Annotated in this window: 14 protein-coding genes and 1 pseudogene; 12 read left to right on the top strand and 3 right to left on the bottom strand. The window is 62.0% G+C overall.

Annotation, left to right across the window (positions count from 1 at the left end):
• Positions 1–3: 3 nt before the first annotated feature.
• Both C0606_13070 and C0606_13065 read right to left on the bottom strand, forming a co-directional pair.
• Positions 4–807, bottom strand: coding sequence for a hypothetical protein (locus C0606_13070; GenBank protein PLX36746.1), 804 nt, complete (start codon positions 805–807; stop codon positions 4–6).
• Between the two features lie 112 nt (positions 808–919).
• Positions 920–1,825 carry a LysR family transcriptional regulator gene (locus tag C0606_13065; GenBank protein PLX36745.1) on the bottom strand — a complete coding sequence of 302 codons (906 nt, stop codon included), beginning with the start codon at positions 1,823–1,825 and terminating at the stop codon, positions 920–922.
• A 260-nt stretch (positions 1,826–2,085) separates the two neighbouring features.
• Here C0606_13065 and C0606_13060 point away from each other — a divergent pair, with 260 nt between their 5' ends.
• From C0606_13060 to C0606_13030, 7 genes are all read left to right on the top strand, one after another.
• Positions 2,086–3,165 (top strand): acetyl-CoA acetyltransferase, encoded by a 1,080-nt coding sequence (locus C0606_13060; GenBank protein ID PLX36744.1) that lies wholly within the window; start codon positions 2,086–2,088, stop codon positions 3,163–3,165.
• A gap of 3 nt (positions 3,166–3,168) precedes the next feature.
• Complete coding sequence (locus C0606_13055) at positions 3,169–3,585, top strand: acyl dehydratase (GenBank protein PLX36743.1); 417 nt, start codon at positions 3,169–3,171, stop codon at positions 3,583–3,585.
• Positions 3,586–3,633: 48 nt separating this feature from the next.
• Complete coding sequence (locus C0606_13050) at positions 3,634–4,668, top strand: TRAP transporter substrate-binding protein (GenBank protein PLX36742.1); 1,035 nt, start codon at positions 3,634–3,636, stop codon at positions 4,666–4,668.
• A gap of 107 nt (positions 4,669–4,775) precedes the next feature.
• Entirely contained in the window at positions 4,776–6,659 is a 1,884-nt protein-coding gene (locus C0606_13045; GenBank protein PLX36927.1) for a C4-dicarboxylate ABC transporter, read from the top strand.
• A 131-nt stretch (positions 6,660–6,790) separates the two neighbouring features.
• Positions 6,791–8,560, top strand: a complete 1,770-nt coding sequence (gene xsc, locus C0606_13040) for a sulfoacetaldehyde acetyltransferase (GenBank protein PLX36741.1) — start codon at positions 6,791–6,793, stop codon at positions 8,558–8,560.
• A gap of 65 nt (positions 8,561–8,625) precedes the next feature.
• Complete coding sequence (locus tag C0606_13035) at positions 8,626–9,774, top strand: acetate kinase (protein ID PLX36740.1); 1,149 nt, start codon at positions 8,626–8,628, stop codon at positions 9,772–9,774.
• A 148-nt stretch (positions 9,775–9,922) separates the two neighbouring features.
• Positions 9,923–10,273, top strand: coding sequence for an arsenate reductase (locus C0606_13030; GenBank protein PLX36739.1), 351 nt, complete (start codon positions 9,923–9,925; stop codon positions 10,271–10,273).
• A 59-nt stretch (positions 10,274–10,332) separates the two neighbouring features.
• Here the strand turns inward: C0606_13030 and C0606_13025 are convergent, their stop codons facing one another.
• On the bottom strand, positions 10,333–11,070 hold the full coding sequence (locus C0606_13025) for a transcriptional regulator (GenBank protein PLX36738.1): 738 nt from the start codon (positions 11,068–11,070) through the stop codon (positions 10,333–10,335).
• 456 nt (positions 11,071–11,526) lie between these two features.
• On the opposite strand from C0606_13025, the gene C0606_13020 reads away from it, so the two are divergent.
• From C0606_13020 to C0606_13000, 5 genes and pseudogenes are all read left to right on the top strand, one after another.
• Positions 11,527–11,865, top strand: coding sequence for a ferredoxin (locus tag C0606_13020; GenBank protein PLX36737.1), 339 nt, complete (start codon positions 11,527–11,529; stop codon positions 11,863–11,865).
• Between the two features lie 48 nt (positions 11,866–11,913).
• A complete protein-coding gene (locus C0606_13015; protein PLX36736.1) occupies positions 11,914–12,858 on the top strand; it encodes a catechol 2,3-dioxygenase in 945 nt (314 codons plus the stop codon).
• Between the two features lie 20 nt (positions 12,859–12,878).
• Positions 12,879–13,312: pseudogene (locus C0606_13010) on the top strand (cobalamin adenosyltransferase).
• 116 nt (positions 13,313–13,428) lie between these two features.
• Positions 13,429–14,931: a 2-hydroxymuconic semialdehyde dehydrogenase gene (locus C0606_13005; GenBank protein PLX36735.1), complete on the top strand. Its 1,503-nt coding sequence runs from the start codon at positions 13,429–13,431 to the stop codon at positions 14,929–14,931.
• A 9-nt stretch (positions 14,932–14,940) separates the two neighbouring features.
• The gene (locus C0606_13000; GenBank protein ID PLX36734.1) at positions 14,941–15,735 is read left to right on the top strand and encodes a 2-keto-4-pentenoate hydratase; all 795 of its coding nucleotides are present in this window, start codon (positions 14,941–14,943) and stop codon (positions 15,733–15,735) included.
• The last annotated feature ends 62 nt before the right edge of the window (positions 15,736–15,797 follow it).

The following is a 15,797-nucleotide window of genomic DNA, read 5'->3' as shown; positions in this document are numbered from 1 at the left end:
CGCTCACTTGCCCTCGCTTTCGCCGGCATAGCCGGTCTTGCCGAATTCAGGCTTCCGTTTTTCGAGAAAGGCGCTGACGCCTTCCTGCTTGTCGGCGCTGGCGAGGCAGATCTGGAACCAGCGGTGCTCGTAGTCGATTGCGTGTTCGCAGGTCATGTCGGCCGAACGAGAAACGGTGTCGATCACGGCGCGCGTGGCAATGGGGGCGAGGGCGCACAGGCGTTCCACCAGGGCGTCGATGCTTGCGGTGAATTCGGCCTGCGGGACAACCCAGTCGACGATGCCGATCCGGGCGGCTTCCTCGGCATCGATGCGTTCGCCGAGCATGATCATCTTCAGCGCGCGGCCGCGGCCGATCAGGCGCGTCAGGCGCGCCGTGCCGCCATTTGCCGGCAGAATGCCGAGGCGGCTCTCGGGCAGGCCGAGGATCGCGTTCGACGACGCGAAGCGGAGGTGGCAGGCCAGCGCCAGTTCGAGGCCGCCGCCGAGCGCAAAACCGTTGATCGCGGCAACGGTCGGAAAGGGTGAGTCTTCGAGGCGTTTCGCCAGTTCGCGGCGAATGCCGAAATCCATGTCACCCCAGGGCGTACGCCGCTGCATCTCCTCAAGGTCGGCGCCGGCTGCGAAGGCTTTGTCGCCCGTCCCGGTAAGAACCAGAACACGGGTTTCCGCCGGCAGCCTGTCGAATACCGAAAGGGCTTCCTCAAACACCTGATTGTTCAGCGCGTTCAGCACCGAAGGGCGGTTGAAGGTGATCCGGGCGCGGGGCCCGTCCTGTTCATAGAGAATGGTCTGGTAATCTGACATTGCATGCTCTCGAGCTGTCTCGAAAGCAGACTAGGAAGGAAGCTTTCCCCCGGTCCAATTTATTTTCATTAGGTTCAATATCACTGATGTGAATAATTATGGTGGCCGGTCTCTAGACCGTGTTGCACAAAGCCAATAGCTGCTCACGCAGCCAGATGTGGCCCGGATCGGTATCGAGGGACTCGTGCCAGATCATGTAGATCGGGAATTCCGGCGTGTGTATCGGGACGGTGTATGTCCGCAGCCGGAAATGGTCGGCGTAGATATGCGCCATGCGGCGCGGCAGGCTGCAGATCAGGTTCGAGCTTTGCACCACGCTCGGCATCGACATGAAATGCGGGACGGTCAGGGTGATGTGCCGTTCGAGTCCGCGCTTGGCCAGGGCGAGGTCGATCATCGGCATCGACCTGCGGCGTGGTGCGATTACGACATGATGCAGCTTCATGAACGTGTCGAGGCTCAGTTGATCACCGATCAGCGGATTGTCGCGGCGGGCCAGCGTGACCAGTCCCTCGGTCAGGGCGCAAGCGCTTTTGAAACCCTGTCCGCTGAGGGAGAAATAGTCGAGCGCGAGGTCGACCGTGCCCTCCATCAACTCATTGCGCAATTCGGCGCTTGGTTCCGGGCGGATGCGGATATGGATGTCGGGCGCCGCCTCGCTGAGCCAGTCCAGGAAGCGTGGGAGAATGACGGTTTCGCCGTAGTCCTCTGCGGCGATCACGAATTCCCGCTTGGAATTGGCGTAGTCGAAATTGTCGTCGCCGCGCATTCCCTGTTCCAGCGTGTCGAGCGCGTGACGCACGGGCTCGCGCAGGGCCTTGGCGCGCGGCGTCGGTGACATGCCGCTTCCCTCGCGCTTGAAGAGCTGGTCACCCAGCGTATCGCGCAGGCGGGCGAGTGCGTTGGAGACGGCGGGCTGGGACAGATTGAGGCGAATTGCGGCTTTGGAGATGCTGCGCTCGGAATAGATCGCATCGAAGATGATGAGCAGGTTGAGATCCATATTGCGCAGTTTCATCGCCGCTCCCCGGTTTGAATTATTCAGATCATCAATAAAGTCTATTCTGCATAGAAAGTAGACAAATAATCTTCGGGTTCGCATGCTTTTTCAAGAGCCGTAAGGCCGCTTGTGTTCAGGGAGGCATGCAAATGCGGGGCAAGGTCGCCATCGTTGGCTATGGACGAACTCCATATAGCCGGTTGAAACCCGGACAACCCGTTCTGAATGTCGACGAGTACATCGCTTGGGCGGCGGAACTCGCGCTTGAACGGGCGGGAATGTCGAAGAACGACTTCGACGATCAAGGCCTGGGCGTTTCCCATGCCGAAGTGGCGCATACCGTCAACTGGTCGGCTGCGACGGCGGAAAATCTTGGCATCTCGCCGCGGGCGGTGATCCGTGGCGACCAGGGCGGCTCCTCGGCGACATCCATGCTCATCCGGGCCGCCGCGCTGATCAATGCCGGTGTCATCGACCGGGCACTGATCGTCGGCGCCGATACACCGCTCGGTATGCCGTCCATCGCGCCGGGGTTGCCGCTTTCGCCGGAACGTACGCGCGGTGTCTACTGGGATTTCCAGGGCCCGTTCGGTGTCATGGGTGCGACCGCGCAGTTTGCGCTCGTTCTGCGCCGCTACATGCACCAGTATGACGTCAGCCCTGAGCAGCTCGGCAAGATCGCGGTTTCGAACCGCTATCACGCGTCCCTGCATCCCGGTGCGATTTATCGCGAGCGCTACGATCTCGACGCCTATCTGGCGTCGCCTATTCTTTCCGATCCGATCCGGCTGTTCGATTGCGTGCCGATCGTGAACGGCGGGCTGGCCTATATCGTCACGTCAGCGGAAACGGCGAAAAAGATTACCGACCGGCCGGTTTATTTGCTGGGTTTTGGCGAACAGAACAATCACTATCCGGGTTCGCGGGTGTTCCCCGACGTAACGGAAACGGGCTTCGCCAAATCTGCTCCGGTCGCGATGAACATGGCCGGTGTCACCCATGACAACATCGATTTCTTCCAGCCCTACGACGACTACCCGTTCATTTCGATGATGACGATCGAGGATTGGGGGTTCTGCAAAAAGGGGCACGGCGGGCGCTTCGTCGAGGAACGCAATCTCAGTTTCGATGGTGATTTCCCGTTGTCGACCGACGGCGGGCAACTTTCGGGCGGGCAACCCGGCGGCGCCAATGGTGGTTTCATGCCGCTGGTCGAAGGTGTTGCACAGCTTCGCGGCGAGGGCGGCGACCGTCAGGTGCAGAACGCGTCGATCGGCGCCGTCTGCGGCTTCGGCGGCATCCCTTATGGCCGGCCCGGACGTAGCTGTATTTCCATTATTCTCGGATCGGGGGCCTGAGCCATGAGCGAACTTCCAGCCAAGCCGCTTCCCGAAATCTACGAACTGACGGAACCGTTCTGGAAAGGCGCCCATGAGGGGCGGCTGATGATGCAGAAATGCAGCAAATGCGGCACGGTGAATTTCCATCCGAAGCCGTGGTGCATCGAGTGCGGGTCGCGCGACATTCCGTGGACCGAGATGCGCCCCGAGGGGACAGTCTACTCCTACACGATCTCTCGCGCAGTCGCGATGAACTATCCCGGTTGGAAGGAAGAACTGCCCGTCATCATGTGTCTCGTCGATATCGACGGCGGCGCACGGATGTACGCGCAAGTGACCGGAATCGAGCCGGAGGCAATGCAGGTGGGTTTGCGGGTGACAGCCTATTTCGATCCCATCAGCGACGACTACAGCATTCCGAAATTCCGTCCTGTCTAAGACCGGAAAACGGCACAACGGACGGAAAACTCTTAGGGGAGGAAAGAAATGAAGAACTTCAACAAACTCAAGAATTTTGCACTGTCCGGCGCGGTCGGCTTCGGCGCGCTCGTGGTTGCCGGAATGGCTTTTGCGCCGACTACCGCGAAAGCCGACGACGTGCTGAACATCAGCCTGATGAGCGCTCCGTTCGGATCGGGCTCCTACGTCCTTGGTTCGGCGCTTGAGGACATTTCCAAGAAGGCCAATGCCGGCTTTGTCATCACGCATACCGAGAGCCCGGGTTTTGTCTTCAACATCAAGAAGCTCGACAAGGAGCCGGAGCTCAAGAAAAGCATGATCGTCGGCTCGGGCGGCGGTGTGCAGGGTCTGGCCAAGTCCGGCACGGGGCCGTTCGACAAGAAGTACGAAGGCCTCAAGCTGATCGCCAACTACAATCTGAACACGATCTGGCTGGCATCACTCGATGCAGGCATCACCAAGGTCGAGGATCTGAAAGGCAAGAAGGTCGCGCTTGGACGGCGCGCGCAGATCAACTGGGCGCTGCAGCCGGCCGCCATCCTGCATGACGGCTATGGTATGACGGAGTCCGATGTCGACATCGCCTATGTCGGTACCAAGGAATCTGTTGCTGCGCTGCTTGATGGCACGGCCGATGCCGGCGTGATCGGTGGCTATATCGATCCGGTCAGCAAGAAAATGGTGCTGAGCCCGCAGACGACGGAATTCCTGGCGTCCGGGCGCAAGGTCAGCCATCTGGAATGGGGCAAGGAGAACGTCGACAAGGCGCGTGCCGCGGGCATGTCGATGGCCAATATCGTCGTGCCGGCCGGCATTGCCGATGGCATGGACAAGCCGATGGAAGGTTTCGCGGATAGCGTTGCCTGGATGGTTTCGCCGGAGTTTTCCGAGGATGCAGCCTACAAAGTGACCAAGATGCTGCTGGAAAACCTCGACAAGTTCGCCGACTACCACGCGACCGGCAAGCTGATGTCGCGTGAGGGCATGGTCTATGGCTGGGATCCGGAGGACATTCATCCCGGTGCGCTGCGCGCCTACAAGGAAGCTGGCGTGATCAAGTAAGCTCATGATTGCGGGCGGTGGCGGTTTCGTTCGCCGCCGCTCGCCATGAACTTCGCAAACGCCCATTTTCCGTCTGTTCCTCGAAAGGAACCAGAGCCATGACCGATATCAGGCTCAAGGTGCTGGATGGTCTGATCGTTGTGTTGGGATTGGCGATGTTCGCCTACCACATGGTGTCGACGCAGTACCTGTTCTTCAGTTCCTACGAACACCAGGCCATCCATCTCGGCTTCACGTTCGCTCTGCTGTTCCTCAACCATGCGCGTGGTCGAGGCGGACGATTTTCGATGATCCTCAACACCGCCTTCGCGGTGATCGGCGTCGCCTGTGCCGTCTATGTGTTCGCCAACGTGGTTCATCTTGAGGAAGCCTTCGGTTTCCCCGAACCGATGGATTTCTTCATCGGATTGCTTCTCATCTTCCTGGTCGTGGAGGGGACGCGGGTTGCCTGGGGCATCACGCTGCCGATCGTGGCGGGGTTGTTCGTGGCCTATTTCGTGTGGGGCCATCTGTTGCCGGGGCAGCTCTACCATCGTGAGTTCAATGTCGACTACGTGGTGTCCTATCTGAGCATTGGCCTGTCGGGGATATTCGGGACCTTTCTTGGCATCTCCGCCAACCAGATATTCCTGTTCGTGGTGTTCGGTGCGCTGCTGGGCGTCATCCGCGTCAACGACTTCTTCCTTGAAGCCGGCAAGATCGCAGGGCGGGCGTTCCGTGGCGGTCCCGGTCAGACCGCGGTCGTCTCAAGCGGCTTCATCGGCATGATTTCCGGTGCTGCGGTGGCCAATGTGGCGATCACCGGTGCCTTCACCATCCCGTATATGAAACAGGTTGGCTACAAGCCGCACCATGCCGGTGCGATCGAGGCGACCGCCTCGACGGGCGGGCAGCTGATGCCGCCGGTCATGGGCGCCGCAGCCTTCCTGATGGCGTCGTTTCTCGGCGTCTCCTATGACACGGTCATGCTGGCGGGGCTGCTGCCGGCGGTGCTCTATTTCTGGGGCGTGATGCTCGGCGTTCAGTTCCTTGCCGTGCGCACCAATATCAACGCGCCGCGTGAACCGGTCGACTACAAGATGCTGCTGCGCCGAATGCCTCTTTTCGGCATCCCGCTGGCGACGTTGGTCACCATGCTGATCATGCAGTACAGCCCTGCCGTGGCTGCATTCTGGGCAATCGTCATCGCCATTGGGTTGTCCTATGTCGGCAGTGAGACGCGGCCGGATTTCGGCAAGCTGATGCGCTGCATCGCCGATGGCGCGCTGGTCGGTGCGCAGATCGGTATCTCGCTGGCCATCGTCGGCCTCGTTGCCCAGACGCTGATTACTACCGGCCTTGGCAACAAGATCGCCGGACTGGTCGAAATCCTCAGCGCGGGCAATCTCGTGATCGGCCTGTTGATCACCATGATCGTATCGATCGTTCTGGGCTGCGGCGTGCCGACAAGTGCTGCCTATACGCTGGTGGCGATCGTCGTTATCCCGATCGTCGTGCGCATGGGGGTCGAACCGATTGCGGCGCACTTCTTCGCCTTCTATTTCGCGGTGATCTCTTCGCTGACGCCGCCGGTTGCGCTTGCCGCACTCGCCGGTGCGGGGCTTGCCGGGGCGCCATATTTCAAGACGTCGCTGTCGGCGGCGAAACTGGCGATCTCGGGGTTCATCATTCCCTATCTGATCATCTTCAATCCGCTGCTCACGCTGCATCCGGACAATTGGGTGCATGCGGCGGGGACGATCATTGCGGTTCCGCTCGGCATGACGGCGCTTACGGCGGTCATCTACGGCTGCGGCATCACGATCTTTTCCTCGACGGAACGGCTGATGGCGGGTTTCAGCGCAGTCATGCTGCTCGGCTATTCGGTGTTCAGGCACATCGACTCCCTGCCGATCGAATACCCGATGCTCGCCATAGGGTGCATGAGCTTTGCAGCGCTCGCCGTCTCGCAGCTCAAGAGCCGAGCGCGGATGCGCGAAGCGCCAGCCTGATCAAAACCGCAACCGCAGTCGCCTGAGCATTTCAGGAATACCCCACGACCTGAACGGCAGTGCTGTTCCGGCACGGGACTTCATACGCCGGTCGAAAGGCCGGAGACACGGAAAACGAGAGGACTATTGCTATGAAGATGACAACCGAAGAGGCCTTCGTGAAGGTTCTCCAGCGGCACGGTATCCGCCATGCGTTCGGCATTATCGGCTCGGCCATGATGCCCATTTCCGACTTGTTTCCGGCGGCCGGTATCCACTTCTGGGATTGTGCGCACGAAGGCAGTGCCGGAATGATGGCGGACGGCTACACGCGGGTCACCGGCAAGATGTCGATGATGATCGCGCAGAACGGTCCGGGCATCACCAACTTCGTCACCGCCGTCAAGACGGCGTACTGGAACCACACGCCGCTGCTTCTGGTCACGCCGCAGGCGGCCAACAAGACGATCGGGCAGGGCGGCTTCCAGGAAGTCGAACAGATGAAGCTGTTCGAGGACATGGTGGCCTATCAGGAAGAGGTTCGCGATCCGACGCGCGTCGCCGAAGTGCTGACGCGGGTGATCTCCAAGGCGCATCTCGCCTCGGCGCCGGCGCAGCTCAACATTCCGCGTGATATGTGGACCCATGTGGTCGACATCGATCTGCCCGATCCGATTGCGTTCGAACGCTCGCCGGGCGGCGAGAACTCAATTGCCGAAGCCGCAAAGTTGATCTCGGAAGCAAGCAATCCGGTCATCCTGAACGGCGCGGGTACGGTGTTGTCGGAAGGCGGTATCGACGCCAGCCGGGAGCTCGCCGAGCGCCTCGATGCGCCGGTGTGCGTCGGCTATCAGCACAATGATGCTTTCCCGGGTTCGCATCCGCTTTATGCCGGTCCGCTCGGCTACAACGGTTCGAAGGCGGCGATGGAACTGATCCGCGACGCCGATGTGGTGCTGTGCCTCGGCACGCGCCTCAACCCGTTTTCTACGCTGCCGGGATACGGGATCGAATACTGGCCGGCCAACGCGAAGATCATCCAGGTCGACATCAACCCCGACCGTATCGGCCTGACCAAGAAGGTCTCGGTCAGCATCGTCGGCGATGCGGCCAAGGTGGCGCGCGGTATCCTTGCCCAGCTTTCAGCGACGGCGGGCGATGCGGGCCGCGCGGAGCGCAAGGTTCGGATCTCCGAAACCCGGTCGCGCTGGGCACAGCAATTGTCGTCGATGGATCACGAGGAAGACGATCCCGGCACCACCTGGAACGAGCGCGCGCGCAAGGCCAAGCCGGACTGGATGAGCCCGCGCATGGCGTGGCGGGCGATCCAGCAGGCACTGCCGAATGAGGCGATCATTTCCTCCGACATCGGCAACAACTGCGCCATCGGCAACGCCTATCCGTCTTTCGAAGGCGGGCGGCGTTATCTGGCGCCTGGTCTGTTCGGCCCGTGCGGTTACGGCCTTCCGGCGATCGTCGGCGCCAAGATCGGCCATCCCGACGTGCCGGTCGTCGGTTTCGCGGGTGATGGCGCGTTCGGCATTGCCGTCAACGAACTCACGGCGATTGGACGCAGTGAGTGGCCGCCGATCACGCAGATCGTCTTCCGCAACTATCAGTGGGGTGCGGAAAAGCGCAATTCGACGCTCTGGTTTGACGACAATTTCGTCGGTACCGAGCTGGACGAACAGGTCTCCTATGCCGGCATCGCCAATGCGTGCGGGCTGCAGGGCGTCCAGGTCTTCACGATGGACGAACTGACGGCGGCGCTTCACAAGGCCATCGAAGACCAGATGAAGCACGGCAAGACGACGTTGATCGAGGCGATGATCAACCAGGAGCTGGGCGATCCGTTCCGCCGCGATGCGATGAAAAAGCCGGTCCGCGTGGCCGGAATCGACATCGCTGATATGGTCGATTGAACCGGACAGGGGCCCGTGCGTGGGCAGTGGCCCCGTCCCGATCTCGAGAACGGTCGAAGCAGGCGATGACGGAACACGGTGGCATACTGGTTTTCAATGCGGGCGCTTCGTCGATCAAGTTCGCGCTGTTCTCGCAGCAGCTTGAGCGCATATTGTCGGGCTCGGTGTCCGGTATTGGCAGCGGGGGCCTGCTGACGATCGGAGAAGAGCGCGCGGAATGCGATGTTCCCGATCATGCCAGCGCTGTGAAAGCGTTGCTCGCCGGGCTTTTGCGCAATGGCGTCCGCTTTGATGCCATTGCCGGCGCCGCACATCGTGTCGTTCATGGCGGGCGCGATCTGGTGGCACCCTGCAGGGTGACGCCCGATGTCATCGCGGCCATCGAGGCCTGCGTACCGCTCGCACCGCTGCACAATCCCCACAATCTGGCGCTGATACGCGCGATCGCGGCGATCGCACCGGACCTGCCGCAATTCGCGACCTTCGATACGGCATTTCATGCGACCAACCCGGATGTGGCGTTGCGCTATGCAATTCCGGCCAGCGAAGACGCCAAGGGCATTCGCCGCTATGGGTTCCATGGCATTTCCTATTCGGGGCTCGTCGAACGTCTGCCCAAACTCAGCGGGCAACCTCTGCCGCGGCGGCTGCTGGCGATGCACCTCGGAAATGGTGCGAGCCTGTGCGCGATCAAAGACGGAATGTCGGTTGCAACCACCATGGGCTATTCCCCGCTGGACGGGTTGACCATGGGAACCCGGTGCGGTGGGATTGACGGAAACGCCGTGCTGCGTCTGGTGGAAGAGCACGGAATCGAAGGCGCTGCCCGGCTCCTCAACCATGAAAGCGGCCTCAAGGCGCTCGGCGGGACGGCGGACATGCTTGCCCTGCAGAGAAATGTCAGCGCCGAGTGCTGCTTCGCGGTCGAACATTTCTGTTATTGGGGCGTGCGGCACGCCGGCTCGATGATTTCAGCTATGGGCGGTCTCGACGCTGTGGCGTTCACTGGCGGTATTGGTGAGAACGACGTGAAGATCCGCGCCCGGATCGTAGACGCGCTCGGATGGGCGGGTGTGTATCTCGACAGGGCTGCGAATATCCGCGGGGATCTCCAGCTTCATATCCGGCTGTCGCCGGTGACGGCATGGATCGTGCCCGCGGACGAAGAAGTCACCATCGCGCGAAACGCTCTGGCCACGGGCGATGCCGTCTGATTGCAGCGCGGCGAAGCGGGGTGTCCGTTATTCAAGGCGATTGATTTCCTGCGGTCCCGCAGCCTAAGAAACAATCGAATGGGAAAGCGGCCGGGACACGCAGTGTTTTGATCGGCGCGGCTTGGGGGCGTTTTGCGGGAGCGGAACCGTGACGGTCACGATCTACGGCATCAAGAATTGCGGCACGATGAAGAAGGCGTTCGACTGGCTTGAGGCCAACGGCGTCGACTACCTCTTCCACGACTACAAGAAGGCCGGAGCCGAGAAGGCTGACCTGGAGCGCTGGTGCGCTTCTGCCGGTTGGGAGAAGGTGATCAACCGTGCCGGCATGACGTTCCGCAAGTTGCCGGACGAGGCGAAGGCCGATCTCGATGAGGCCAAGGCGATTGCGCTGATGCTCGACAAGCCGTCGATGATCAAGCGGCCGATTGTCGAAACGGGCGGCACCATCGAGCTCGGCTTCAAGCCCGAGCGCTACGCCGAGATCTTCGGCAAGTAGGTCAGAGGCGGGCGGCAGTCTTTCCGCCCGCGCCACATACTTCATAAAACTCGGGAATTTCAGGCGTCGCCGGTTTCGCCCGTGTCGAGCGATGACACCGCTTCGAAGGTGCGCTCGATGTGGTCGGTCATCAGCCGGCACGCCTCGTCGGCATCGCGGGCAAGGGCGGCTTCGAAGATCGCCTTGTGCTCGGCGTGGACATCGCGCGGCACCGGGTTTTCGACCAGCGCAAGCCGGCGGTAGCGCTCGGACTGCTGGTAGAGCATCTCGCGCAGGCGGAACAGCCAGTTCGACTTCGAGGCCGCGACGAGCGCTTCGTGGAAGCCGCGGTTGCGCTCCTCCCAGTCGTCGGAGAGCGCGCGGCGGTGTTCGTCCATCCGCTCTTCCACCTTCGACAGACGATGATAGGCGGCGACAAGCTCGGCTTCCCAGTCGTCATCGCCATTCTCGATAGACTCGCGAAGGGCGGTCACTTCCATCAGCGTGCGCACGCGCGTGACGTCGCGCAGATCGTCCATGGAGATCGGGGCGACGCGGAATCCGCGCTGGCCTTCCGAGGTCACCAAGGCATCCGACAACAGCAGCGAGAGCGCTTCGCGCAGCGTGCCGGCGCCGACGCCATAGTCGTTTTTCAGATGCTCGACGCGCAGCTTGGCGCCCGGCTTCAGCGCACCGCAGAGAATGTCCCGGCGCAGCCTTTTGTAGGCAAAGTCGACCAGGGTTCGCGCTGAGCGACGCTCTTCTTCCAGGTCGTCCTGGCGTGCCGCCGTCGCGTCGATGGTGATGCTCTGTGCCATGCCGTTTCTGTCGTCTCGCAAAAGCCGTTCGCGGCCAAATGTCCGCGTTGCCTAGGTTTTTCACCGGAATCGAGGTTTCGCGATGCACGGTGTCCGTGTGCTTTCATAACAGAAAGCCTACCCGATGTGAATTTCGATAAAGTGAATATGTTTTGGGAAAAATATAAAATCTCGAGATTTTGATTGACCGCCGAAATTTTACGCCGTATCACACTGCCAACCACAGCCGCATGCGAGGTCGGTCACTAGCCGACACAACAAGAAGCGGCAGAAACAGGGATGAAACGGAGCCAGCGCGATGCAGCAAGGTTCGCTCCAGTTCGAAGCGGCAATGGCAGAAATGCCTGGCTCCGCGCGCGTCATCCCCGGCACTTCCACGAATTGGCATCCGTATGTTCAAGCGCGGCCTTTCGGCCTGCGGCTTGTCGCGGCCTGCCACGGGTGAGGAGAGGGACGATGTTCGCCGTCGGTCCGCATTTCGAGGTCACCATCCTTGAGACCGGCGAACAATATCGTTGCTCGGCTTCCCAGCATCTTCTCGGCGCGATGGTTTCGCTTGGCCGCAAGGGCATCCCTTCAGGGTGCCACGGCGGCGGTTGCGGCGTGTGCAAGGTCAAGGTGACGCGCGGCACCTACACGACGTTGCCGATGAGCCGCGCCCATATCAGCGAAGCCGAAGAACGCGACGGAATCATTCTCGCCTGCCGGGCGCTGCCGACCTCGGATCTCGAGGTCTCGGTGATCGGCAAGCTGAAAAAGGCACTGACCAAACCAAAGAAATACGGCCTGGTCTGATAGCAGGAACGACGAGACAAAAACCGCCCTCGTAAAGGAGAAACACCCATGGGAGTGATGCGCATCGGGCATATCAATCTCCGTGTCTTGGACATGGATGAGGCCCTGAACTACTACGAGAACGTGCTCGGACTGATCCGCACCGACGTTGACGATGCGGGCAACTACTACCTCAAGGGCTGGGATGAATGGGACAAGTACTCCGTCATCCTGACGCAGTCCGATCGCGCCGGCATGAACCACATCGCCTACAAGGTCGAGAAGGACTCCGACCTCGATGAGTTCAAGCAGCGCATCGCCGACTATGGCGTTGCCGTTGAGGAAGTGCCGGCGGGCACCCTGCGCGACACCGGCCGCGCGCTGAAGTTCAACCTGCCGAGCGGCCATGAGTTCTACCTTTATGCCAAGAAGGAAGTCGTCGGTAAGTCGGTTGGCACGACCAATCCGGCGCCGTGGCCGACGGACAAGAAGGGTGCCGGCGCGCACTGGCTCGACCATGCGCTGCTGATGTGCGAACTCGACCCGGAAAAGGGCATCGACAAGGTCAAGGAATCGACCGACTTCATGATGAAGGTGCTCGATTTCCACATGAGCGAGCGCGTTGCGGTCGGCCCCAATCAGGAAATCAACGCCGCCGTCTGGCTGTTCCGCACCTCGACCCCGCACGATCTCGCCTTCGTCGGCGGTCCGGTGATGGGTCTGCACCACGTCGCGTTCTTCCTCGACGAATGGAACGACGTGCTGAAGGCGGCCGACGTCATGGCGATGAACAACGTCAAGATGGACGTCACCCCGCAGCGCCACGGCATCACCCGCGGCTACACGATCTACTGCTTCGACCCGTCGGGCAATCGCATCGAGACCTTCGCCGGCCTTGGCTATCTGGCCCAGCCGGACATGCCGGTGATCACCTGGTCCGAGGATCAGCTGTGGCGCGGCATCTTCTATCACACCGGCGAGGAAGCCGGCGCGTTCACCTCGGTCTACACCTGATCGAAGGAGAGGGCAGGGCCATGCGCCTCACCGAACCCTCACTGACGCTGACCCTCGAGGCTGCGGAGGCGATCGTCTCCGCAGCGATCCGGGCCGGGCTCGATGACGGCTGCAAGTTGAATGTCGCCGTCGCCGATCAGGGCGGCAATCTGCTCGCTTTTCTGAGAGCGCCGGGCGCGTTCCTGGAGTCGGCCAACATCGCTCAGGACAAGGCCCGCACGGCGGCCGGTTTCGGGCTGGCGACCGATACGCTCGGCGAAGCATTGAGCGGAATGGGATCTGACGTCGCGACGGAATCGCGCTGCGCTCGGGCGTTTCCGCCTTCGGCGGCGGCCTTCCGATCCGTGTCGACGGCGTGCTCGTCGGCGGCATCGGCGTTTCCGGCGGCAGTGCCGACGAGGACAAGCGCGCGGCGCTGGCAGGCCTCGCGGCGGTCGGCATCGACGCGAACTGAACACGACAACGGGCCGCGCCTGCCGCGCGGCCAGACCTTTCGACAACGCGGGTGCGGGGCATCCGCGGCGACCGGTGACGAGCCGGCCAGACAATTCCGTTTGGAGGAGATCCAATATGACCCTGCAGGTCGTCAAGGCATCGAGCGGTACGGCTACCGTCGATCGTCTCAACTTCATCGGCGGTGAATTCACCGTCGGCTCGTCCGGCAAGACCTTTGAAAACCGCTCGCCGACCGATGGCCGGCTGCTCGGCCTCGTGCATGAAGCCGGCAAGGCGGATGTCGATGCCGCGGTGCGTGCCGCGCACGATGCGCTGTCGGGTCCGTGGGGCCGCATCAACATCCAGGAGCGGGTCGATCTGCTCTACGGGCTTGTTGACGGCATCAACAAACGGTTCGAGGACTTCCTCGAAGCCGAATGCGCCGACACCGGCAAGCCGCGCTCGCTGGCGTCGCATATCGACATTCCGCGTGGCGCCGCGAACTTCAAGATCTTCGCCGACATCATCAAGAATGTCGGCTCGGAATTCTTCACCATGCCGACGCCGGACGGCACCGGCGCGATCAACTACGCGCTGCGCCGCCCGAAGGGCGTCATCGGCGTCATCTGCCCGTGGAACCTGCCGCTTCTGCTGATGACCTGGAAGGTCGGCCCGGCGCTTGCCTGCGGCAACACGGTTGTCGTCAAGCCGTCGGAAGAGACCCCGTCGACGGCGACGCTCTTGGGTGAAGTCATGAACGAGGTCGGCATCCCGCAGGGCGTCTACAACGTCATCCACGGCTTCGGACCGGATTCCGCCGGCCAGTTCCTTACCCAGCATCCGCTCGTTGACGCGATCACCTTCACCGGTGAGACGCGCACCGGCGAGGCGATCATGCGCGAAGCCGCCAAGGGCGTGCGCGATGTGTCGTTCGAACTGGGCGGCAAGAACCCGGCGATCGTGTTTGCCGACTGCGACATGGAAAAGGCGATCGAGGGCACGCTGCGCTCGGCATTCGCCAATTGCGGCCAGGTTTGCCTCGGCACCGAGCGCGTCTACGTGCAGCGGCCGATCTTCGATGAATTCGTCGCCAAGCTGAAAGAGGGCGTCGAGGTCATGAAGCTCGGCGTGCCGGAGGATCCCGAGACCAATATGGGTCCGCTGATCAGCATGGAGCATCGCGAGAAGGTGCGCGGCTACTACAAGCTCGCGGCCGAACTCGGCGCCAATGTCGTTATCGGCGGCGGCGTGCCGGATATGGGCAGCGACGAACTCAACAACGGTGCATGGATCGAGCCGACCATCTGGACGGGCCTCACCCAGGATACGCCGATCCTGCGCGAGGAAATCTTCGGCCCGTGCTGCCACGTCATGCCGTTCGACACCGAGGAAGAGGCGGTCAATCTCGCCAATGACACGGTCTACGGCCTTGCCGGTGCGCTTTGGACGGAAAACCTGACCCGCGCCCACCGCATCGCGCCGAAGCTCAATGTCGGCATCCTGTGGATCAACTCGTGGTTCCTGCGCGACCTGCGCACGCCGTTCGGCGGTTCCGGCCATTCCGGCATCGGCCGCGAGGGTGGCGTCCACAGCCTCGAATTCTACACCGAGACGTCGAACGTCTGCATCAAGCTCTAGGGGCCAACTATGTCTATCGATACGTCCACTATCGAGCAGGCCGCATTGCGTCTGCGTAACGCGGAAGCCTCCGGCACACCCTGCGATCCGGTGCGCGACCTGATCGGCGAGACCGATCTCGACGCGGCCTATGCGGTGCAGGAACTCAACACGGCGGCACGGATCGAAGGCGGGACCCGTCTCGTCGGCCGCAAGATCGGCCTGACCAGCCGCGCCGTGCAGAAGCAGCTCGGCGTCAGCCAGCCGGATTACGGCATGCTGTTTGCCGACATGGATGTGCCGGAAGGCGAGGCGATCCCGCTCGCCGGCATCATGCAGCCGAAGGCGGAGGCCGAGATCGCCTTCGTCATCGGTGCCGATCTCGACGACGATCAGCTCACTATCGCCGATGTCCTGTCGTCCATTGACTACGCGGTGGCGGCGATCGAGGTGGTCGGCTCGCGTATCGCCAACTGGGATATCCGCATCACCGATACCATCGCCGACAACGGCTCGTCCGGTCTGTTCGTGCTCGGCCATGAGCCGCGCGCGCTCGGCGAGTTCGATCCGCGGCTGTGCGGCATGGTGATGGAACGGCGCGGCGAACCGGTGTCGGTCGGTGCGGGCGCTGCCTGCCTCGGCTCGCCGATCTCCTCGACGCTGTGGCTCGCCCGCGCGATGGTCAAGGCCGGTCGGCCGCTGATGGCCGGCGACGTGGTGCTGTCGGGCGCACTCGGCCCGATGGTCGCGGCTGCCCCCGGCGACGTGTTCGAGGCGCGCATCGAAGGGCTCGGCTCGGTCCGGGCGATCTTCGCCGCCGAGTGATTTCTCCTCCCAAGATTTGGGGCCGTTCTTGTCTGAACGCCCCGACACGACTGGAAAGACCT

It is taken from the genome of Hyphomicrobiales bacterium (genome assembly GCA_002869065.1).
GTDB lineage: Bacteria > Pseudomonadota > Alphaproteobacteria > Rhizobiales > Rhodobiaceae > Rhodobium.
The sequence above is the reverse complement of the archived record's forward strand: the minus strand, read 5'-3'. Positions and strand labels throughout refer to the sequence as shown.